The sequence below is a fragment of the Rhizobium sp. CCGE531 genome, assembly GCF_003627795.1.
GTDB lineage: Bacteria > Pseudomonadota > Alphaproteobacteria > Rhizobiales > Rhizobiaceae > Rhizobium.
This window is the reverse complement of sequence record NZ_CP032685.1, coordinates 57,216-76,777: the sequence shown is the minus strand read 5'-3', so window position 1 is coordinate 76,777 and position 19,562 is coordinate 57,216. Positions and strand designations below refer to the sequence as shown.

The 19,562-nt window shown below is 62.1% G+C and carries 21 protein-coding genes; 16 read left to right on the top strand and 5 right to left on the bottom strand.

The window, feature by feature from the left end; translation table 11 throughout:
• Positions 1–31: 31 nt before the first annotated feature.
• Positions 32–496, bottom strand: a complete 465-nt coding sequence (locus CCGE531_RS19895) for an Lrp/AsnC family transcriptional regulator (protein ID WP_120667112.1) — start codon at positions 494–496, stop codon at positions 32–34.
• A gap of 124 nt (positions 497–620) precedes the next feature.
• On the opposite strand from CCGE531_RS19895, the gene alr reads away from it, so the two are divergent.
• Together alr and CCGE531_RS19885 are read left to right on the top strand one after the other, a co-directional pair.
• The gene (alr, locus tag CCGE531_RS19890; protein ID WP_120667110.1) at positions 621–1,754 is read left to right on the top strand and encodes an alanine racemase; all 1,134 of its coding nucleotides are present in this window, start codon (positions 621–623) and stop codon (positions 1,752–1,754) included.
• A gap of 33 nt (positions 1,755–1,787) precedes the next feature.
• Positions 1,788–3,038, top strand: a complete 1,251-nt coding sequence (locus CCGE531_RS19885) for a D-amino acid dehydrogenase (protein WP_120667108.1) — start codon at positions 1,788–1,790, stop codon at positions 3,036–3,038.
• Between the two features lie 63 nt (positions 3,039–3,101).
• Here CCGE531_RS19885 and CCGE531_RS19880 read toward each other — a convergent pair whose 3' ends face one another.
• The gene (locus tag CCGE531_RS19880; protein WP_120667107.1) at positions 3,102–4,298 is read right to left on the bottom strand and encodes an MFS transporter; all 1,197 of its coding nucleotides are present in this window, start codon (positions 4,296–4,298) and stop codon (positions 3,102–3,104) included.
• 121 nt (positions 4,299–4,419) lie between these two features.
• Here CCGE531_RS19880 and CCGE531_RS19875 point away from each other — a divergent pair, with 121 nt between their 5' ends.
• The 6 genes from CCGE531_RS19875 to CCGE531_RS19845 all read left to right on the top strand — a co-directional run bounded on the left by CCGE531_RS19875 (position 4,420) and on the right by CCGE531_RS19845 (position 9,812).
• Positions 4,420–5,256, top strand: coding sequence for a helix-turn-helix transcriptional regulator (locus tag CCGE531_RS19875; protein WP_120667105.1), 837 nt, complete (start codon positions 4,420–4,422; stop codon positions 5,254–5,256).
• A gap of 163 nt (positions 5,257–5,419) precedes the next feature.
• Positions 5,420–6,196, top strand: coding sequence for a precorrin-6A synthase (deacetylating) (gene cobF / locus CCGE531_RS19865; protein ID WP_120667102.1), 777 nt, complete (start codon positions 5,420–5,422; stop codon positions 6,194–6,196).
• A 58-nt stretch (positions 6,197–6,254) separates the two neighbouring features.
• Positions 6,255–7,682: a precorrin-3B synthase gene (gene cobG, locus CCGE531_RS19860; RefSeq protein ID WP_120667100.1), complete on the top strand. Its 1,428-nt coding sequence runs from the start codon at positions 6,255–6,257 to the stop codon at positions 7,680–7,682.
• A gap of 2 nt (positions 7,683–7,684) precedes the next feature.
• A complete protein-coding gene (locus tag CCGE531_RS19855) occupies positions 7,685–8,317 on the top strand; it encodes a precorrin-8X methylmutase (protein WP_120667098.1) in 633 nt (210 codons plus the stop codon).
• Complete coding sequence (locus CCGE531_RS19850) at positions 8,314–9,051, top strand: precorrin-2 C(20)-methyltransferase (protein WP_120667096.1); 738 nt, start codon at positions 8,314–8,316, stop codon at positions 9,049–9,051. Before CCGE531_RS19855 ends, CCGE531_RS19850 begins: the two co-directional genes overlap by 4 nt.
• On the top strand, positions 9,048–9,812 hold the full coding sequence (locus tag CCGE531_RS19845; RefSeq protein WP_120667094.1) for a precorrin-3B C(17)-methyltransferase: 765 nt from the start codon (positions 9,048–9,050) through the stop codon (positions 9,810–9,812). Before CCGE531_RS19850 ends, CCGE531_RS19845 begins: the two co-directional genes overlap by 4 nt.
• On the opposite strand, the gene CCGE531_RS19840 is transcribed toward CCGE531_RS19845, so the two are convergent.
• Complete coding sequence (locus tag CCGE531_RS19840; protein ID WP_120667092.1) at positions 9,776–10,546, bottom strand: cobalt-precorrin-6A reductase; 771 nt, start codon at positions 10,544–10,546, stop codon at positions 9,776–9,778. The two genes, CCGE531_RS19845 and CCGE531_RS19840, sit on opposite strands and share 37 nt — an antisense overlap.
• Here CCGE531_RS19840 and cbiE point away from each other — a divergent pair.
• The 3 genes from cbiE to nikR all read left to right on the top strand — a co-directional run bounded on the left by cbiE (position 10,530) and on the right by nikR (position 13,063).
• Positions 10,530–11,771 (top strand): precorrin-6y C5,15-methyltransferase (decarboxylating) subunit CbiE, encoded by a 1,242-nt coding sequence (cbiE, locus tag CCGE531_RS19835; protein ID WP_120667090.1) that lies wholly within the window; start codon positions 10,530–10,532, stop codon positions 11,769–11,771. The two genes, CCGE531_RS19840 and cbiE, sit on opposite strands and share 17 nt — an antisense overlap.
• Before the next feature lie 19 nt (positions 11,772–11,790).
• The gene (gene cobM / locus CCGE531_RS19830) at positions 11,791–12,549 is read left to right on the top strand and encodes a precorrin-4 C(11)-methyltransferase (protein ID WP_120667088.1); all 759 of its coding nucleotides are present in this window, start codon (positions 11,791–11,793) and stop codon (positions 12,547–12,549) included.
• A gap of 76 nt (positions 12,550–12,625) precedes the next feature.
• The gene (gene nikR / locus CCGE531_RS19825) at positions 12,626–13,063 is read left to right on the top strand and encodes a nickel-responsive transcriptional regulator NikR (protein WP_120667086.1); all 438 of its coding nucleotides are present in this window, start codon (positions 12,626–12,628) and stop codon (positions 13,061–13,063) included.
• 36 nt (positions 13,064–13,099) lie between these two features.
• Here the strand turns inward: nikR and CCGE531_RS19820 are convergent, their stop codons facing one another.
• Positions 13,100–13,912, bottom strand: coding sequence for a TIM barrel protein (locus CCGE531_RS19820; protein ID WP_120667084.1), 813 nt, complete (start codon positions 13,910–13,912; stop codon positions 13,100–13,102).
• A gap of 158 nt (positions 13,913–14,070) precedes the next feature.
• Positions 14,071–15,099, bottom strand: a complete 1,029-nt coding sequence (locus CCGE531_RS19815) for a LacI family DNA-binding transcriptional regulator (protein WP_120667082.1) — start codon at positions 15,097–15,099, stop codon at positions 14,071–14,073.
• A gap of 150 nt (positions 15,100–15,249) precedes the next feature.
• Here CCGE531_RS19815 and CCGE531_RS19810 point away from each other — a divergent pair, with 150 nt between their 5' ends.
• From CCGE531_RS19810 to CCGE531_RS19790, 5 genes are all read left to right on the top strand, one after another.
• Positions 15,250–16,338 (top strand): fatty acid desaturase family protein, encoded by a 1,089-nt coding sequence (locus CCGE531_RS19810; RefSeq protein WP_120667080.1) that lies wholly within the window; start codon positions 15,250–15,252, stop codon positions 16,336–16,338.
• A 26-nt stretch (positions 16,339–16,364) separates the two neighbouring features.
• The gene (locus CCGE531_RS19805; RefSeq protein WP_075855758.1) at positions 16,365–16,676 is read left to right on the top strand and encodes a MocE family 2Fe-2S type ferredoxin; all 312 of its coding nucleotides are present in this window, start codon (positions 16,365–16,367) and stop codon (positions 16,674–16,676) included.
• A 10-nt stretch (positions 16,677–16,686) separates the two neighbouring features.
• Positions 16,687–17,913, top strand: coding sequence for an FAD-dependent oxidoreductase (locus CCGE531_RS19800; protein ID WP_120667079.1), 1,227 nt, complete (start codon positions 16,687–16,689; stop codon positions 17,911–17,913).
• A 72-nt stretch (positions 17,914–17,985) separates the two neighbouring features.
• On the top strand, positions 17,986–18,546 hold the full coding sequence (locus tag CCGE531_RS19795) for an NADPH-dependent FMN reductase (protein ID WP_120667077.1): 561 nt from the start codon (positions 17,986–17,988) through the stop codon (positions 18,544–18,546).
• A 128-nt stretch (positions 18,547–18,674) separates the two neighbouring features.
• On the top strand, positions 18,675–19,562 hold the full coding sequence (locus tag CCGE531_RS19790; RefSeq protein WP_120667075.1) for a DMT family transporter: 888 nt from the start codon (positions 18,675–18,677) through the stop codon (positions 19,560–19,562).

Sequence of the window (19,562 nt, the reverse complement as noted above, 5' to 3'; positions counted from 1 at the left end):
AAACAACGTATGCGCCGAGCAGGCAGCTTGTTCAGCGCGGATTTTTCGGCCGCGTCGCAAGCACGTTGCGGATCGAGAAGCTCGAATGGATCCGCAGCACCCCCGGCATGGTCGAAAGAATATCCTTGTGGATGCGCTCGAAATCGCCGGGATTGGCGACCTCGACGCGCAGGAGATAATCGGACCCGCCCGTCATCAGGAAGCACTCCTTGATTTCAGGATGCTTGCGCACCGCGGCTTCGAAACGATCGAGATGATCCTCCGTCTGCCGCTCGAGCGTAATATTGATGATGACGGCGATCGTCGCTTCCGCCTGGGAAGTATCCACCAGCGCCGTATAGCCCCTGATGACGCCGGCCTGCTCCATCAATTTGATACGCCGCAGGCAGGCCGACGGCGACAATCCCACCTCTCCCGCCAGCCACGCATTACTGACGCGGGCATTGAGCCGAAGCAGGCGAAGAATATTGCGATCGATGGCATCGAGGGCGGGCATGTGAATTCTTTCAAAAATTTGCAGTTCATTTCAATATCAATGCAATTACACAATAATCAATCGCTGTTTGATAGGCAATTTCACGATTATTTCAATAATCTGCACTTGAAGAACGAGGGCGGACATGGACGGCGGCATAGTGGATTCCCGGGCGCCAAAATTGGCGATCGACAACGCGGCTTGTGGTTATCTGACGATCGATCTGGCGGCGCTATGCCGGAACTACGACAAGCTATCCGCGATCGTTGCCCCGGCGCGCTCAGCCGCTGTCGTGAAGGCCGATTCCTATGGGCTCGGCGCAAGCCAGGTCTCCAAGGCGCTTTATGGGCGTGGCTGCCGGCATTTTTTCGTCGCCCACTTCATCGAAGCGCTGCGGCTGCGTCCGCAGTTGCCCGGCGATGCCAGAATCTTCGTGCTGAATGGCCTGTTGCCGGGCAACGAGGCGCCTTGTGCCGATGGCGGCATCGTGCCCCTGATCAATTCGCTCGATCAGCTGCGGCAATGGGCTGAGATCGCGCGTACCCTCCAGCGGAGGCTGCCGGCGGTTCTGCAATTCGATACCGGCATGTCGCGGCTTGGCATACCGCCGGAAGACAGAGCCGCCGTCGCGGCCCACCTGCAGACATCTGATGATCTCGACATCCTGTTCGTCATGAGCCATCTCGCCTCCGCCGACGAAGCCGACAACCGGCAAAATACCGACCAACTCGCCGAAATGCGCCGCGTCGCAGCCGAATTCCCGAGCTACGATATCTCTTTCGCGAATTCCGGCGGCATCTTCCTCGGCGGCAATTTTCACGGTGTTCTGGCGCGGCCGGGCATCGCCCTTTACGGCGGCGCGCCGACGAGCGGTGTCGCCAACCCTATGGAAGCCGTCGTCCGGCTCGATGTCGCCGTGGTGCAGACCCGAACCGTTCCGGAAGGCGCGCGCGTCGGCTATGGCGGCGTGTACGTGACGAAGACCCAAACCCGGCTTGCGACGATTGCCGCCGGCTATGCCGATGGGCTGCCGCGCAGCCTCAGCGACCGTGGCGCGGTTTATTATAACGGCGCGCGTCTGCCGATCGTCGGCCGCGTGTCGATGGACAGCGCGACAATCGATATCAGCGCTCTGCCCGAAGACGCGCTCTCTTTCGGAAGCATGGTGGAGGTTCTCGGAGATCACCAGACCTTGGAGGACCTTGCGCGGGATGCCGGCTTGATTTCCTATGAGATCCTGACCAGTCTCGGCCACCGCTTCCACCGTCAATACCGCTGACCTTCCCATCGCTCATTTCTCTCTGAGGACATCATGAAAGTCGTCGTTCTGGGTGCCGGCATCGTCGGCGTCACATCCGCCTATCAGCTTGCCAAGGCAGGCCACGAGGTCACGGTCATCGACCGGCAGCAGGGGCCGGCGCTGGAAACGAGCTTTGCCAATGCCGGCGAAGTCTCCTTCGGCTATTGCTCGCCCTGGGCCGCACCCGGCATTCCCGCAAAGGCGCTGAAATGGCTGTTCATGAAACATGCTCCGCTCATCCTGCGCCCGAAAGTGGATGGCGCGATGCTCTCGTGGATGGTGAGGATGCTGTCCAACTGCACCTCGGAACGCTACGCGATCAATAAGAGCCGGATGCTGCGTCTTGCCGATTACAGCCGCATCTCGCTCGCCCAGCTTCGCCAGGAGACCGGCATCGCCTATGACGAGCGCATGCAGGGCACGCTGCAGCTCTTCCGCACGCAGCAGCAGCTCGATGCATCGGCCAAGGACGTCAAGGCCCTGGCGGCCGACGGCATTCCCTATGAGGTACTCGATCGCGACGGCTGCGTCCGCGTCGAACCGGCGCTGCTGCACGTTCGCGAGAAGATCGTCGGCGGTCTGCTGACGCCGAAGGACGAGACCGGCGACTGCTTCAAGTTCACCAATGCACTCGCCGCAAAGGCAATCGAGTTCGGCGTCAAGTTCCAATACGGCACGACGATCAAGGGGCTGGACGTTGAGGGTGGCCAGACGCGCGGCGTCATGACGGATCGCGGACGGGTGGACGCCGATGCGATCGTCGTAGCACTTGGCAGCTATTCGCCGCTCTTGCTGAAGCCGCTCGGCATCAGCCTCTCCGTTTATCCGGTCAAGGGCTACTCGCTGACGATCCCGATCGCCGATGCATCGCGCGCCCCGGAATCGACCGTGATGGACGAGACCTACAAGATCGCCATCACCCGGCTTGGCGATCGCATCCGCGTCGGCGGCATGGCTGAAATCTCCGGCTATACCAACGATCTCGGGCTTGCCCGGCGCCAGACCCTCGAGCATTCCGTCACCGATCTCTTCCCCGGCGGCGATGTCGCCAAGGCCTCCTTCTGGTCCGGCCTGCGGCCGATGACGCCGGACGGCACGCCGGTCATCGGGGCGACGAAGATTAGGGGTCTGTACCTCAATACCGGCCACGGCACGCTTGGATGGACCATGAGCTCCGGCTCGGCGCGCGTCATCAGCGATCTCGTCAGCGGCCGCAAGCCTGATATCGACGCAACCGACCTCGCCATCAGCCGCTACGCCTGACCAGCAGGATTCGGCATATAAGCGCTTGAAAAGATCGGCGGGCTCGTCACCCGCCGATATCGATCAATGCCGCGAGATGCGTGGCAGGAAGATCGTGAACAGGCCGAGCAGCGGCAGATACGAGCAGATCGTGTAGACGAAAGAGATGCCGTGCGTGTCAGCAAAATCTCCGAGCGCTGCCGCGCCAAGCCCGCCCGCGCCGAAGGCGAAACCGAAGAAGATGCCGCCGATCAGCCCGACGCGGCCGGGGATCAGCTCCTGCGCAAAGACGACGATCGCCGGGAAGGCCGAGGCCAGCACGAGGCCGATGATCACAGTCAGGACACAGGTCCAGAACAGGTCCGCATAGGGCATCAGCAACGCGAAGGGGATGACGCCGAGGATCGAGAACCAGATGACGAAGCGCGCGCCCAGGCGGTCGCCCACCGGACCGCCCATGATCGTTCCGACGGCGACGGAGCCGAGGAAGAGGAACAACATCAGCTGCGCGTCGCGGACATCGAGATGGAACTTGTCGATGACGTAGAAGGTGAAATAGCTCGAAATGCTCGCCATGTAGACATTCTTCGTCGCCGTCAGCAGGATGAGGATGGCAAGCGCCCACATCGCCTTGTTGCGCGAGATCGGCAAGGCGCGGCTCGGCGCGGGACGCGCCGACTGCTGGCGACGGTGATTGACGAACCAGTTGCCGACCCAGCTGAGAACGATGAAGCCGATGACAGCCAGCACCGAAAGCCAGGCCACGCTCTTCTGTCCGTGCTGCAGGACGAAGAAGGCAGCGATCAGCGGCCCGATTGCCGAACCGGCATTGCCGCCAAGCTGGAAGAGCGATTGCGCCAGGCCGTGACGGCCGCCCGAAGCCAAGCGGGCAACGCGCGATGCCTCGGGATGGAAGACGGCCGAGCCGAAGCCGATCAGGCTTGCGGCGATCAGGAGCACGCTGAAACTGCCGGCATAGCCGAGCAGCAAAAGGCCCGAAAAGGTGCTGACCATGCCGACCGGCAGCGAGTAGGGCATCGGCCATTTGTCGGTGACGATGCCGACCACCGGCTGTAGCAGCGACGCGGTGATCTGGAACATCATCGTCAGCAACCCGATCTGCACGAAATCGAGCGCGTAGTTCTCTCTGAACATCGGGTAGAGCGATGTCAAAAGCGACTGCATCGTATCGTTCAAAAGATGGCAGGTGCTGACCGCCATGACGATCGACATCGTCGTCTTTTCATACCGGGCCTGCGTACCCGAGAATGCCGCAACCATGGGAGGAATCCTTACCTCGGCCGGCAAGCCTTGCCGACCATCTTATCTGTTCCGCCTTTAACACGGCTTGCCTGTGTCCTTCTTTCGTGTTTTGGTCCAATAGTTTCTCGATCGGGCCAAAATGGAAAAGCTATCGAAACAGCTGCTGGCAACCCTCGACAACGACCATGTGCAGAACGTGCGCTGGATGGAGCAGTCGCCCGCGGACGTGCTTGTCCATAGTGCCGAGCCGCCGCAGGGCTATACCGTTCCCTGGCATCATCATCGCCGCACGCAATTGCTTTGCATCTTCGCCGGCGTCGCCCTGATCATGACGGCGCGCGGCCGCTGGATGGTGCCGCCCGGTCATGCTCTTTTCATCCCCGTCGGGCTCGAGCATTCGATCGAGATCCTGAGCGATGTCAGCATGAAATCCGTCTACGTGACGCCGCGCGGCCAGCCGCCGAAGGACGAAGCCCCGCGTGTCGTCGAAGTCACGGATCTCGCCCGCAGCCTGCTGTTGGAAGCCGTTCGGCTGCGGGAAGCGCCCATCGGTCATCGAAAGGCCAAGCTGGTTCTGTCTCTGCTCGTCGAGGAGATCGCGACGCTGCCGGAACGTCCGCTCGGCCTCCCCTTCCCGTCCGACCGTCGGCTGACCGTGCTTTGCCGCGACTATCTCGCCAACCCGTCGCCCAACGCCAGACTGGACGAATGGGCCGAAAAGCTTTCGGTGAGCCGCCGGACGTTCACACGGCAGTTCCGTAAGGAAACCGGCATCAGCTTCACGACCTGGCGCCAGCAGGCGAGCGTTTTTGCCTGTCTGCCCCAGCTTGCCGAAGGCCAGCCCGTCACCAATGTCGCGCTCGAAGCGGGCTATGAGAGCGTGGCGGCGTTTACCACCATGTTTCGGCGCATGCTCGGCACCTCTCCGCGCAGCTATATGGCCAATCGCTGGACCCTCGAGCGGCAATCGGCTTGAAGCTTCCCCTTGAAATGATCGGGCGCTTCCGGCAAACAGCGCCAGAGCGGCTCAGCCTTTCAAGGAATCTCTGAGCCGCTCTATCTCTTTGTTTCCTTGCAATTCCGGACGGAAAACCGCTCAGCACTTTTCCTGGAATTGCACCAAGAGCGAGGGCAAGCATATGCGGCATATTCACATCGTCGGGATCGGCACGGGAAATCCTGAACATCTGACCGTGCAGGCGATCAATGCGCTGAACGCAGCCGATGTCATCCTCATTCCCAGCAAGGGGGCGGCCAAGAGCGAGCTTGCCGACATCAGGCGGGAGATCTGCCAGCGCTATGTCACCAATCCAGCCACGCGCTTCGTCGACTATGAAGTGCCCTCACGCCAGACGGCGGAGCGCAGCTACGTGCAGGGCGTCGACGAGTGGCATGAGGCGATTTCAGCCACTTATGAACGGCTGTTTCTGGAGCACCTGACGGAAAGCCAAAGTGCTGCCTTCCTCGTCTGGGGCGACCCCGGCCTCTACGACAGCACCTTGCGCATTCTCGAGCGGGTCGTTGCTCGCGGCAATCTCGCCCTCGACTACAGCATTATTCCCGGCATCACCAGCATCCAGGCGCTGACGGCAAGCCATCGCATCCCCCTCAATCTCGTCGGCAAGCCGGTGCAGATCACCACCGGCCGGCGGCTGGCAGAGAGCTTCCCGGGCATTGCCGAAACGGCCGTGGTCATGCTCGACGGCGAGCAGGCCTTCAGCAAGATCGACGATCTCGATGCCTATATTTACTGGGGAGCCTATCTCGGCACGAAGGACGAGATCACCATCGCCGGGAGGCTGGCGGACGTTTCGGAGCGCATTCTTGCAACGCGAGCCGAGGCCCGCGCCAAGCATGGATGGATCATGGATATTTATCTCATGCGCAAGGGGCGCGATTTCGACGATCGCGAATGAATGGTCCTACGCCAAATCATTTGCCCGCCGATCCGGATTGTGCAAGGAAATGTCCCCTATGAAGGGCAGTCTTATGGTTGCGGCCGACGCGCAGACGGTAAAAGGACAAGCGTGCCTCTCGCAGGAGGAGGGCGACCGCTACAATGCTGCATTGCCCCTACCCTCCATGGTTCGCGGTGCCTGCCCCTCGCTTAGCGCACCGATGCGGACGGGCGATGGCCTGCTTGTGCGCCTGCGCCCCTCGACGCCGGGATTGACGGTTGCGCAGTTTCGCGCCCTGGCCAAGGCCACGAAAAAGCATGGCAATGGCCTGATCGAGATCACGGCGCGGGGCAATCTTCAGCTGCGGGGCATGACAGTGGAAAGCATGGCCGGACTGGCCGCCGATATCGATCGTGCCGGCATCGTACCGGAGAGCGGCGTTGCCATTGAGGTCCCACCGCTCAGCGGCCTCGATCCATCGGAAATCGCCAACGCGCGCCTGCTCGCCGAACGCCTGCGAAGCGCGATCGATTCACCCGATCCCAAACTGCTGCTGGCCGCCAAACTCGCCATTATCGTCGATGGCGGCGGCCGGTTGGTCCTCGACGAACTCTCGGCGGACATCAGGCTGAAAGCCGTCAAGGTCGCTGATGACCGGCAACTGTGGACACTCGCGATCGCCGGAACGGACGCGACGGCGATGCCAATTGCCGCATTGCCCAGCGAACAGGCGATTGCCGGCGTCAACGCGCTGCTGAAAACCTTGGCTGCGATTGGACCCCGCGCCCGTGGCCGCGATCTGGACGCCGCCTCGCTGCAAGCGCAGTTTCCCGCACTGCCTGACCATGCGTGTGGCGAAACCATCCCACCGCCCTCTCCCGTCGGCATCATTCCCCTTGACAAGGAACATTCCGCGCTCGGGCTGCGCCCCGCCTTCGGTCAGATCCATGCCCGGGATCTCCTCCGCTTTCTTGGCCTCGCGGAGGCGGCGGGTGTGCGTGAAATCCGGACGGGGCCGGAACACAGCCTGTTGCTGCTCGGCCTTCCGCTTGATCGGGTCGAAAGCATGCAGGCTGCGGCAGCCGATTGCGGCTTTCAGACGCGCGCCGACGATCCGGCAAATTATGCAATTCCGTGCGCCGGTACCGGCGCATGCGCCTCCGCCCACTATGCAACGAGAGAGGCCGCCGCCGATCTGGTCGGCGTGGGGGCCGACTTGCTTGACGGCTCGCTCAAGGTGCACCTGTCCGGCTGCACAAAAGGCTGCGCCCATCCCTCTCCGGCAATGCTCACGATCGTCGGGGCTGCAACAGGCCATGCTATTGTCGTAAATGGGTCATCATCGGGCGAACCTGTGGCTTACATCGGCAAGGAAGACCTGAAATCCGCGCTGGCGGCGCTCGGGCAACTGGTACGAAACAACAAAGCTGCTGGCGAATCGGCACAGCAGTGTCTTAAACGGCTTGGCCGGGACGCAATCGCGACGGCTTTACGACAGGGATAGAAATGCCTGACTATGACTATATCCGCGAGGGGGATGCGATCTATGAACGCTCCTTCGCGATCATCCGCAGCGAAGCCGATTTGTCGCGTTTTCCCGAAGCAGAGGCCGATGTCGCTGTCCGCATGATTCATGCCTGCGGACTGGTGGAAGCGGCAGAGCATTTCATGTTCTCGCCCGATTTCGTCGCATCGGCGCGTCAGGCGCTGTCTGCCGGCGCGCCGATCTTCTGCGATGCGGAAATGGTCACCCGTGGCGTGACCCGCGCCCGCCTGCCGGCGGCAAACGAGGTGATCTGCACCTTGCAGGATCCGCGCACGGCGGAAATCGCAAAGACCATCGGCAACACGCGTTCGGCTGCGGCCATGCATCTGTGGACCGATCGGCTTGCAGGCGCTGTCGTCGCCATCGGCAACGCGCCGACTGCCCTCTTCCACCTTCTGGAAATGCTGCGCGATGGCGCGCCGAAGCCTGCCGCCATCATCGGCATGCCCGTCGGCTTTGTCGGCGCGGCGGAATCGAAGGATGCCCTTGCCGAGAATTCCTACGGCGTTCCCTTTGCCATCGTACGCGGCCGGCTTGGCGGCAGCGCCATGACGGCAGCCGCCCTTAACGCTTTGGCGAGGCCCGGCCTATGAACGCGCCGTCGAATGGAAGCCTGATCGGTGTCGGCACCGGCCCCGGCGATCCCGAACTGCTGACGGTCAAGGCCGTCAAGGCGCTGGAGCGTGCCGATGTCGTCGCCTACTTTGCCAAGCAGGGCAAAGGTGGCAACGGACGAGCCATCGTCGGCGATCTGCTGAAAGCAGACGTGACGCTCCTGCCGCTTTACTATCCCGTCACGACCGAGATCGATAAGGACGCGCCGGAATATAGTCACCAGATTACCGCCTTCTATGACGTCTCGGCCGAGATGGTGGCGGCGCATCTGCGCGAAGGAAAGACCGTTGCCGTGCTCAGCGAAGGCGACCCACTCTTCTACGGCTCCTACATGCATCTGCATGTACGCCTTGCCGATCGTTTTCCGACGGAAGTCATACCGGGCGTGACGGCCATGTCCGGCTGCTGGTCTCTGGCCGGATTGCCGATGGTACAGGGAGACGACGTCCTCTCGGTGCTGCCGGGAACGATGGCGGAAGCTGAGCTTACTCGGCGCCTGGGGGATACCCAGGCAGCCGTCATCATGAAGGTTGGCCGCAACCTGCCGAAGATCCGCCGCGCGCTTGATGCCGCCGGTCGGCTGAGCGAGGCCATCTATGTCGAGCGCGGCACGATGACGAACGGCGCGATGGCGCCACTTGCCAGCCGCGACGATGCCGAGGCGCCATATTTCTCGCTGGTCCTCGTTCCGGGTTGGGAAGGAAGGCCATGAGCGGGCGTCTCTATGTGATCGGCACCGGCCCCGGCAACCCCGCACAGGCGACGCCGGAAGCGCTGGCGGCGGTTGCGGACGCCCATGAATTTTATGGCTATGGCCCTTATCTCGACCGCCTGACGCTGCGCGGCGACCAGATCCGCCAGGCATCCGACAATCGCGAGGAGCTGGATCGTGCCAAAGTGGCGCTGCAGCGGGCCGCAGCCGGCGTCAATGTCTGCGTCGTCTCCGGCGGCGATCCGGGCGTCTTTGCCATGGCCGCGGCGGTCTGTGAAGCAATCGATCACGGTCCGGCGGAATGGCGCGCGGTGGATCTTGTCGTCGTGCCGGGCATTACAGCCATGCTTGCCGTGGCGGCACGCATCGGTGCGCCTCTCGGGCACGATTTCTGCGCGATGTCGCTGTCGGACAATCTCAAGCCCTGGCCGCTGATCGAAAACCGGCTCCGCGCCGTCGCCGGGGCCGGTTTCGTCATCGCGCTCTACAATCCGATCAGCAAGGCGCGGCCCTGGCAGCTTGGCAAGGCTTTCGAAATCGTTCGTGACATATTGCCGGCGGATACGCCTATCATCTTCGGACGGGCAGCCGGCCGGCCCGACGAGCACATGACGGTGGCACGGCTCGGCGATGCCGAGGCTTCGCAGGCGGATATGGCGACCTGCGTCATCATCGGCTCGGCCGAGACCCGGATCATTGCCCGCGAAGGACGCCCGGATCTGGTCTATACGCCGCGTTTCATCAGGGAAGAGACGAAATGATCAATCCGATCGAGCGCAGCATCGACTGTTTCGACCACCGGCAAACCGGCAGTCTCCGCGCGCTCGACCATGATCACCTTGATGCCGAGCTGCCTTGCCGCATCGATCTTTCCGTAGGTTGCATCACCGCCGCTATTCTTGGCGACGACGACCTCGATCCCGTGCCGTTGCAGCACATCCAGCTCATCGGCCAATCGGAACGGACCCCGGCCATGGATGTAGCTGACATGCGGCGCCGTCAGCGGCGGCTCGACGGGATCGACGCTGCGGACCCAATAATGGTGTTGCGGCGCCGCGTTCGCCTGATGCGCCTCCTGTCGGCCCGTCGCCAGGAAAACGCGCAAGGGTGCTGCGCCGAGCGCGGCGATAGCCTGCGAAACGCTATGCACCGACAGCCAGTCGTCTCCTTCGACCGGCACCCAGGCGGGGCGGCGCAACGCAAAGGCCGTCACATCGCATTGAGCAGCCGCCTGCGCGGCATTGGCGGAGATGCGGGCCGCGAAGGGATGGGTGGCATCGACCACCAGATCGATCGCTTCCTCGCGAAGATAGCGCGCAAGCCCCTCGGCTCCGCCGAAACCGCCGCTGCGCACCGGAACGGGCTGCGGGGCTGGATCGGCGGTCCTGCCGGCAAGCGACAGAACAGTGTCGAGATCGGCGCGGGCGGCAAGAGCTGCCGCCAGTGCGCGGGCCTCCGTCGTACCGCCGAGGATCAGAATGCGGGCCTTGCCCATGGCTGAGACACCTTCAGTTCAACGCTGGCTCATTCTTATCGGCATCGGCGAAGACGGTCCAGCCGGCATCGGCGACGAAGCCAAACGGCTGATCGCCGAGGCGCCGGTCGTCTTCGGCGGGATGCGCCATATCGAGTTGATGAAGCCGCTCGTCACCGGCGAGACGCAAGCATGGCTTTCGCCATTCGAAAGATCCGTGGAAGCCGTCCTTGCCCAGCAGGGCAAGCCGACGGTGGTTCTCGCCTCCGGCGATCCCTTCTTCTACGGCATCGGCGCAACGCTCTCGCGGCACATTCCAGTCGTTGAAATGACGGTCATCCCGGCGCCCTCCTCCTTCAGCCTTGCCGCATCGCGTCTCGGCTGGCCTTTGCAGGACACCACGATCCTTTCGCTTCATGGACGGCCCATCGACCTCATCCGGCCGCATCTGCATCCCGGCCGCAAGATCCTGGCGCTGACATCCGACGGCAAAGGTCCTTCAGAGCTAGCCGCCCTGCTGCAAAGCTCAGGCTTCGGTCAGTCCGAGCTTACGGTTCTGGAAGCGCTTGGCGGCCCGCATGAGAAGCTCACGCGGCAAGGTGCCGCTAACTTTTCCCTTTCCGGCATCAACGATCTCAATATCTGCGGCGTCGAGGTCAAAGCCGACACCGGCGCGCGGATTTTATCGCTGAGCGCCGGCTTGGCGGATGAGCTTTTCGAGCATGACGGCCAGATCACCAAGCGGGAGATACGTGCAATCACGCTATCGGCGCTGGCGCCACGCCACGGCGAGCTGCTCTGGGATATCGGCGCCGGCTCCGGTTCGATCGGCATCGAATGGATGCTGGCAGACCCTTCGCTGCGCGCCATTGCCATCGAGGCATCAACTGAGCGTGCGGCGCGAATTCGCCGCAACGCGCTGAATTTCGGCGTGCCTGGTCTGACCGTTGTCGAGGGCGAGGCGCCGAATGCACTTTCTGGCCTGCCGACACCGGATGCGATCTTTATCGGCGGCGGCGGCAGCGATGCCGGCGTGCTCGATGCCGCCATCGGCCAATTGAAAAGCGGCGGCAGGCTGGTCGTCAATGCCGTCACGACGGAGATGGAAGCTCTTCTGCTGGCCGAACAGGCACGCAGGGGCGGCTCGCTGATCCGCATCGATATTGCCCGCGCCGCACCCGTCGGCCGCATGACGGGCTGGCGGCCGGCCATGCCGGTGACGCAATGGTCGTGGACCAAGCCATAATTCAGAACGAGGTAGAGCGATGACAGTGCATTTCATTGGCGCAGGCCCCGGGGCCGCCGACCTGATCACGGTGCGAGGCCGGGATCTCATCGGCAAATGCCCGGTCTGCCTCTATGCCGGCTCGATCGTTTCGCGAGAGCTGCTGCAATATTGCCCGCCCGGCGCGCGGATTATCGACACCGCACCGATGTCGCTCGATGAGATCGAGGCCGAATATCTGAAAGCGGCGTCGGCCGGTGAAGACGTCGCGCGCCTGCATTCCGGCGATCTCTCGGTCTGGAGCGCGGTTGCCGAGCAGATCCGCAGGCTCGAACAGCACGGCATCGACTATACGCTGACCCCCGGTGTTCCCGCTTTCGCGGCTGCCGCTTCGGCGCTCGGCCGCGAGCTGACCATCCCGGCTGTCGCCCAGAGCCTGGTTCTGACGCGGGTTTCCGGCCGTGCCTCGCCCATGCCGAACAACGAGACACTGGAAAAATTCGGCGCGACTGGCGCGACGCTCGCCATCCACCTGGCGATCCACGCGCTTCAAAAAGTCGTTGAGGACCTGACGCCGCTTTATGGCGCGGATTGCCCGGTTGCGATCGTCGTCAAGGCGTCCTGGCCGGACGAGCAGATCATTCGGGGCACGCTTGCCACGATCGAGGAAAAGGTCGCGGCCGAACCGATCGAGCGCACCGCGCTGATCTTTGTCGGTCCCTCGCTCGCCGCCAGCGATTTCCGTGAAAGCTCGCTCTACGACCCGACCTACCAGCGTCGCTTCCGCGGCCGCCAATAAGCCTGACACCGTTGCAAATCGCCTCGAAATTTCCTCTAGTCGACACCAACGAACTGCGGGGAACGAGGATCAGGACATGCAACGCATTACCATCACCATCGATGACGATCTTCTGGAGACGATCGACAAGATCAGCGCGCAACGGGGCTATGCCAGCCGCTCGGAAACCTTGCGCGATCTCGTTCGCGACGCTGTCACCCGCGCGCAGCCGACAGTTGATGGCGAAGCCAGATGCTATGCGGCGCTGACCTATGTCTATGAACACGAAACCCGCGACCTGTCGCGCCGGCTGACGACGGCGCAACATCACCACCACGATCTTTCAGTCTCGACGCTTCATGTCCATATCGACGGGCAGGATTGCCTCGAAGTCTCCGTGCTGAAGGGCAAGGCAGAGGAGATAATGACCTTCGCCGACAGCGTGGTGACGCAGCGCGGCGTGCGCTTCGGGAACCTGCACATCATCCCATCGGACCATGGCGTGGAGCATCCCGAAACGCATTCGCATGATTGAGCGACCGGGCGAGTTGCCCGCGGACTACCGCGTCGATCAGAGCTGACCCGCGATATAGGCCATGCTCTCCTTGAGAGCGGCAACCGGCTCCTTCAGGGCATGGACCGTCGGGGCAAAAGGCTCAAAGGATGCCGGACCGACATAGCCGGCAGCGATCAACGCCCGCAACTGGCCGACATTGTCGAGACGATCCGTGGCATCGACGAGCACGCGATGCGGGTCACGCATATCGGCAACCGAGACGTTGGGATCGGTGACGCCGGAAATATGCACGAGACCCGTCAGCTCGGGGAAGATCGCGGTTTCGCCGGCAAGGTGATGATGGAAGGTATCGTGTACCAGGCAGAAGGTGGACTTCGCGCCCAATTCTTCGATCGCCGCTGCCGCTTCGCTCTTCAGTCGCAGCGAGCAGATCTCGAAGCCGAGCGGCTCGACGAGGCCAATAATGCCGGCAGCTTCCAGCATCGGCTTCAGCGCCAAAAGCGATTTGCGAAGATTGGCGCGGCGCACCTCCGGTTCGCGGCCGCTGCCGTCATTGACCGGAACAAGGACGAGCGCCCTGGCGCCGCAATCGCGCGCATAATCGATCAGCTCCGCCGCTTCCCGTGCGCGCTCGTCGTTCCATTCGTTGAACCGCTGCAGCGCGTTGATGGAGATGATCGTCAGTCCCTGGCGCGCTGCAAGCTCCTTGACGGCCGTTGCCGGCGTACCGTCCAGGATCGCGTTGCCGGCAAGATCGTTGCGGATCTCCACGTTATCGATGCCAAGCTCTTTCGCGGCAGCAAAGAACGCCTCCAGCTTCAGGGACGGCGCGCACATATGATTGAGCGCGAAGCGAATGGAACTCATGATAGGCAATCCTCCTCAAGGCGTCCGGCCGCAGAGACATTCCAAATCCGCCGCGCCTGCTTTCGAAGGACTAGCGACATTCATGTCTTTCTTCCATCGTTCCTAGCTATCATTCTTGAAAGAATTATTGGCAAAATGATGGAACTCCATCATGAATGCTAGATGTTTTCCGAGACGAAGATTTCAAATGGCAGAAAGATTTGTCCGGGCACCGCCGCGTCATCGCTCTCGACAGACTTGATCATCAGGCTCATCAGCTCCTTGCAAAGCGCGGGCAATGGCGTTCCGATCGCCATGGCGACGACGTCGTCGGCCAGAGCCGCCTTCGATTCCGGCGTCAACTCGTTGACGACGGCGATCAGCTTGCCCGATAACCGCTCCTCGCGAATGGCTGAAATGGCGCCCTCCATGCCACCGCCGCAGACATAGAAGCCGATGAGGTCAGGGTGCTTCTGCAGGAGATCGAGCGTCGCCTCATGGGTGATCTCAGGCGTGTCAAGATTGATCAGCGTATCCAGCACCTCGAATTCCGGCGCATTTTCGCGGAAATAGGAGCGAAAACCAATTTCACGCAGCTCATGTCCGAGGAAGCGATGGCTGCCGACGAAGCAGGCGACCTTGCCGGGACGACGCGCCGAGCGCGCGATGATCCAGGCGGCCGTGCGTCCCACCTTGCGATTGTCGACGCCGATATAGCCCTGACGCGCCGTGGTGGAGAAATCGGACAGCAGGGAAAAGACCGGAATGCCTTTTTCCTTCAGTTCCTCGATCGCCGCCGTGACCGCCGGATAATCCGGCGCGACAAGGGCAGCGGCCTGGCTGCGGGCAGCCATCGCCTTCAATTTCTCGACAATCGCCGTCGGCGTCGACGCCGTTACGAAGTCGACCTGAGCATTGATCCGGGCTGATGTGACCGCCTGCGCGGCGGAGACGATCTCCTTGGCGAAAGCCTGATAGAAGGCCTGAACCGGCTTCTGCAGGACGAAGCCTAAGCGATATTGCGGCAGGTCCTCGAAAACGCGCTGACGCAGCAGACCGACGGCGTGGTAGCCGATCTCCTGCGCCGCCTCGTAGACCCGCCTTGCCGTTTCCTCCCGCACGCGATGGCGTCCGTTCAGCACGCGATCTATCGTTGCGACGCTGACGCCGGATGCCTTGGCAAGATCCGATATGGTGGGGCGACGCATGGCTGCTCCTGAGATATGTCATCATTCGTGACGTCAGAGTTTGATGTGTTTTGATAGATTCCATCATTCCCGCATTGAGGCAAGCGAAAAGTCGATCTATCGTTTCCGGCATGGAAGGCGAGGCGCCGTTGCGTATCGCGGGAGGCGGGAATGACGACGACAATCAAGCGGGATTACGATCTGCTCGGCAAAAGCGGCAGGCTGGCGGTGGAAACCGGACTGGCTGCCGCCGAATGGTATCACACGGATGTCGCGCGCAAGGACATGAAGGCGCTGATGCAGCGCTCGGACGCGCCTGGTATCCGCGACACCGTCATCTGGCTCGGCAGCATGGTCGTCTTCGCCGGGCTGAGCGTCTATTTCTGGGGATCCTGGATCTGCATCCCCTTCTTCCTGGCCTATGGCGTGCTCTACGGCTCGGCCTCCGACAGCCGCTGGCACGAATGCGGCCACGGCACCGCCTTCAAGACGCGCTGGATGAACGACGCGGTCTATCAGATCGCCTGCTTCATGATCATGCGCAATCCGGTGACCTGGCGCTGGAGCCATGCGCGCCACCACACCGATACCGTCATCGTCGGCCGCGACCCGGAGATTGCCGTCATGCGGCCGCCGGATCTCTTCCGTCTCGTCCTGAATTTCTTCGGCATCCTCGATGCCTGGTACGCAATGGTCGACATGCTGCGCAATGCGAGCGGCGTCATCAGCGCCGCGGAAAAGACCTTCATTCCCGAGATGGAGCAGCCGAAGGCCATTCGCATCGCCCGCATCTGGCTTGCCATCTATGTCGCGACGGTTGCGAGCGCGATCGCCATGGGCTCGATCCTGCCGATGATGCTGATCGGGCTCCCCCGGCTCTATGGCGCCTGGCATCACGTTCTGACCGGACTGCTCCAGCATGGCGGCCTTGCCGACAATGTTATCGACCACAGGCTGAACAGCCGCACCGTGATGATGAACCCGGTCAGCCGCTTCATCTACTGGAATATGAACTACCATGTCGAACATCACATGTTCCCGATGGTGCCCTACCACGCGCTGCCGAAGCTGCATGCGATGATCAAGCACGATCTGCCGGCTGCCAATCCGTCCATATGGTCCGGCTATCGCGAGATGATACCGGCATTCCTGCGGCAATTGCGCAACGAGGACTATTTCCTGAAGCGCGAGCTGCCATTGACCGCGCGGCCCTATCGCGAGGAATTCCACGGCGAGCGACCGGCTGCCGCCGCTCAATAAAACCGGACATGCTAAGGGAGGAAAACATGAGCAACTGGATCGAAGTCTGCGCCGCTGACGCGATCGATGAAGAGGACGTCATCCGCTTCGACCATGACGGGCGAACCTTCGCCGTCTATCGCAGCCCCGAAGACGATTATTTCGCCACCGATGGCCTCTGCACGCATGAGAAGATCCATCTCGCGGACGGCCTTGTGATGGACAACATCATCGAATGTCCCAAGCACAACGGCCGCTTCGACTACCGCACCGGCGAAGCCAAGGGCGCTCCGGTCTGCGTCAATCTGCAGACCTATCCGGTCAAGGTCGAGAATGGCACCGTCTTCATCGGGCTCTAAGGAGGCAATCGTGGCGCATTTCGTCATTATCGGGGCCGGAGAATGTGGCGCTCGTGCTGCCTTCGCGCTTCGCGAAAAGGCTTTTGGGGGCGACATCACGCTTATCGGCACTGAACCGCTCGCCCCATACGAACGCCCGCCCCTTTCGAAAGGCGGATCGGATGAGGCGCCGGAACCTAAATTTATCGCCGCATTGGAGCATTATCGCGAGCAAACGATCGATCTGAAGCTCAATACGACGGTGAAAGCGATCGATCCTTCCTCAAAAACCGTTAGGCTCGCGGACGGAGAAACGCTCAGCTACGACAAGTTGCTGCTTGCAACCGGAGCCTCGGCGCGCGGCTTTCCCGGTGTCGACGTCGCGTCGCAACGCATCCGCGTGCTGCGCACCCATGCCGATGCGGTAGCCTTGCATGCCGCTCTTTACCCCGGCCGACACATTGCCGTCGTCGGCGGCGGCTTCATCGGCCTTGAGCTGGCGGCAACGGCGCGCATGCGCGGTGCCGACGTCACGGTCATCGAAGGCCTGCCGCGTGTATTGAAGCGCGGCGTGCCGGAGGCGATCGCCGAGGCGATTACCGAACGCCATCACCAGGAAGGTGCTGACATCCGCTGCGGCCAGATCATAGAAGCCGTGCAGGAAGAGGCCGGCAAGGCGATCGTCAAGCTTAGCAATGGTGAAGTGATCTCCGCCGATCTGCTGCTCGTCGGCATCGGTGCCTTGCCGAATGTCGCGCTTGCGGCCGAAGCCGGCCTTGCGATCGACAACGGCATTGCCGTCAACGAGCGGCTGGAGACCTCCATTGCCGACATCTATGCGGCAGGCGATTGCTGTTCGTTTCCGCTGGCGCTTTACGGCGGCAGGCGTGTGCGCCTCGAATCCTGGCGCAATGCGCAGGAACAGGCCAATCTCGCCGCCGCCAATATGCTGGGAGAAGGCGCGGAAATATCCGCCGTGCCATGGTTCTGGTCCGACCAGTATGACCTGACATTGCAGATCGCCGGCCTGGCGGATGAGGCGGTCACTCATGTGCGCCGCAACCTCGATGACGGGGCGTTCATCCTCTTCCATCTTGGTGCAGACGGGCGGCTGCTCGCCGCCAGCGGCATCGGGCGCGGCAATGCCATCGCCCGCGACATCCGCCTTGCCGAAATGCTGATCGCCGCCCGCGCGCATCCGGATCACACCGCTCTGGCGGCGAGTTCCGTCAAGTTGAAGTCACTGCTGGCGGCATAAGATCGCGCTTAAGACCTTGACGAAGGATGGCGAAGCATAAATGTCTTCCCATCACGGCAAACGGGGAAACCAATGAAGATACTCGGCATTTCAGGCAGCCTGCGCAAAGGCTCCTTCAACACGGCCCTGCTCCACGCGGCGGTCGAACTGGCGCCAAGCGGTGTCGAACTGATCGCCCGCACCATCCATGGCGTGCCGCTCTATGACGCCGATCTCGAGGCTGCGGATGGCATTCCGGAAAAAGTTCAGGAGCTCAAGGAGCTGGCCATATCGGCCGATGGGCTGATCCTGTTCACGCCGGAATACAACAACTCGCTCCCCGGTGTGTTCAAGAACGCCATCGACTGGATGAGCCGCCCTTCCAGCGACATCGCCCAGGTCTTCGGCGGCAAGCCTGTCGCCGTTCTCGGCGCCTCGCCCGGTAATTTCGGCACGATCCTCAGCCAGAACGCCTGGCTGACGGTCCTGCGCACGCTCGGCGCCGATGCCTGGTTCGGTGGCCGGCTGATGGTGTCGCGGGCCGGCAGCGTTTTTAATGAAGAAGGCATACTCATTGATGAGAAGGTCAAACATAATCTGGCAACCTTCATCGAAGGTTTCAGCGCCTTTGTCGCAGATCGCAAGAAGGGCTGATGGCTGCTCTCCGGCGGGACTAAAAGGCAAATATGATCCTATGATTGAAACGGCGAATAGCCTAATGTGAACAAGGCGCCGGGTCCCGGCGCCTCCGGGGCCTCACACACCTTCTTCCTTCGAAAATCATGAAATCCAATAGAGCCGGTTACGTCTTCACGCTGGTGGCCATCAGCATCTTCGCCATACAGGACGGCATATCCAAGCACCTCGTCAGTGCCTATCCGCCGCTTCTGGTGGCGATGATCCGCTATTGGGCCTTCATGCTTTTCGCCATCGCGATGGCCTCGCGCGCACCCGGCGGCCTGCGACGCAACGTCAGGACCAAGCGGCCTGTCCTGCAGATTGCCCGCGGCCTGCTGCTCGCCGCACAGATCGTCGTCGCCATCTCATCCTTCGTCATCGTCGGACTGGCCCATTCGCAGGCAATCTTTTCATCCGGCCCGCTGATGGTGGCCTTGCTGTCCATACCGATCCTCGGCGAGAAGGTCGGCTGGCGGCGATGGCTGGCAATCTGCTTCGGCTTCGTCGGCGTTCTATTGATCCTGAAGCCGGAAAGCGGCGTCTTCGACACACGATTCCTGGTGCCGCTATTCGGCGCGCTGCTGTTTTCGCTCTATGTCGTCCTCACCCGCTATGTCAGCCGCGAGGATGGCGCCATGACCAGCTTTTTCTATACGGGCGTCGTCGGCGCTGTCGCGATGAGCTGCATCGGGCCATTCTTCTGGACGACGCTGGCACCCCATGACTGGATCTTCATGGGCATTCTCTGCCTGACGGGCGTGTCGAGCCATTATTTCCTCATTCGCGCCTACGACCTGCTCGACGCCGTGGTGATCCAGCCGCTGACCTATCTGCAGCTCGTCTTCTCCGCCATCATCGGCGTTGCCATATTCGGCGAAAAGCTGAGCGCGCCCATGATCATGGGCGCGCTCATCGTCGTGGCGGCGGGCATATTCACGATCTGGCGTGAACATGCCCTGGCAAGGTCCCGGCTCAAGACCGGTAAGGCATGA

Coding starts and splice junctions, on each gene's coding strand:
- CCGE531_RS19790 (WP_120667075.1), top strand. CDS start 18,675: ATGAAATCCAATAGAGCCGGTTACGTCTTCACGCTGGTGGCCATCAGC.
- cobF (WP_120667102.1), top strand. CDS start 5,420: ATGCGGCATATTCACATCGTCGGGATCGGCACGGGAAATCCTGAACAT.
- cobG (WP_120667100.1), top strand. CDS start 6,255: ATGAAGGGCAGTCTTATGGTTGCGGCCGACGCGCAGACGGTAAAAGGA.
- CCGE531_RS19895 (WP_120667112.1), bottom strand. CDS start 496: ATGCCCGCCCTCGATGCCATCGATCGCAATATTCTTCGCCTGCTTCGG.
- CCGE531_RS19805 (WP_075855758.1), top strand. CDS start 16,365: ATGAGCAACTGGATCGAAGTCTGCGCCGCTGACGCGATCGATGAAGAG.
- CCGE531_RS19880 (WP_120667107.1), bottom strand. CDS start 4,298: ATGGTTGCGGCATTCTCGGGTACGCAGGCCCGGTATGAAAAGACGACG.
- CCGE531_RS19840 (WP_120667092.1), bottom strand. CDS start 10,546: ATGGGCAAGGCCCGCATTCTGATCCTCGGCGGTACGACGGAGGCCCGC.
- CCGE531_RS19855 (WP_120667098.1), top strand. CDS start 7,685: ATGCCTGACTATGACTATATCCGCGAGGGGGATGCGATCTATGAACGC.
- CCGE531_RS19815 (WP_120667082.1), bottom strand. CDS start 15,099: ATGCGTCGCCCCACCATATCGGATCTTGCCAAGGCATCCGGCGTCAGC.
- alr (WP_120667110.1), top strand. CDS start 621: ATGGACGGCGGCATAGTGGATTCCCGGGCGCCAAAATTGGCGATCGAC.
- CCGE531_RS19875 (WP_120667105.1), top strand. CDS start 4,420: ATGGAAAAGCTATCGAAACAGCTGCTGGCAACCCTCGACAACGACCAT.
- CCGE531_RS19795 (WP_120667077.1), top strand. CDS start 17,986: ATGAAGATACTCGGCATTTCAGGCAGCCTGCGCAAAGGCTCCTTCAAC.
- CCGE531_RS19810 (WP_120667080.1), top strand. CDS start 15,250: ATGACGACGACAATCAAGCGGGATTACGATCTGCTCGGCAAAAGCGGC.
- CCGE531_RS19820 (WP_120667084.1), bottom strand. CDS start 13,912: ATGAGTTCCATTCGCTTCGCGCTCAATCATATGTGCGCGCCGTCCCTG.
- cobM (WP_120667088.1), top strand. CDS start 11,791: ATGACAGTGCATTTCATTGGCGCAGGCCCCGGGGCCGCCGACCTGATC.
- CCGE531_RS19850 (WP_120667096.1), top strand. CDS start 8,314: ATGAACGCGCCGTCGAATGGAAGCCTGATCGGTGTCGGCACCGGCCCC.
- nikR (WP_120667086.1), top strand. CDS start 12,626: ATGCAACGCATTACCATCACCATCGATGACGATCTTCTGGAGACGATC.
- cbiE (WP_120667090.1), top strand. CDS start 10,530: ATGCGGGCCTTGCCCATGGCTGAGACACCTTCAGTTCAACGCTGGCTC.
- CCGE531_RS19885 (WP_120667108.1), top strand. CDS start 1,788: ATGAAAGTCGTCGTTCTGGGTGCCGGCATCGTCGGCGTCACATCCGCC.
- CCGE531_RS19845 (WP_120667094.1), top strand. CDS start 9,048: ATGAGCGGGCGTCTCTATGTGATCGGCACCGGCCCCGGCAACCCCGCA.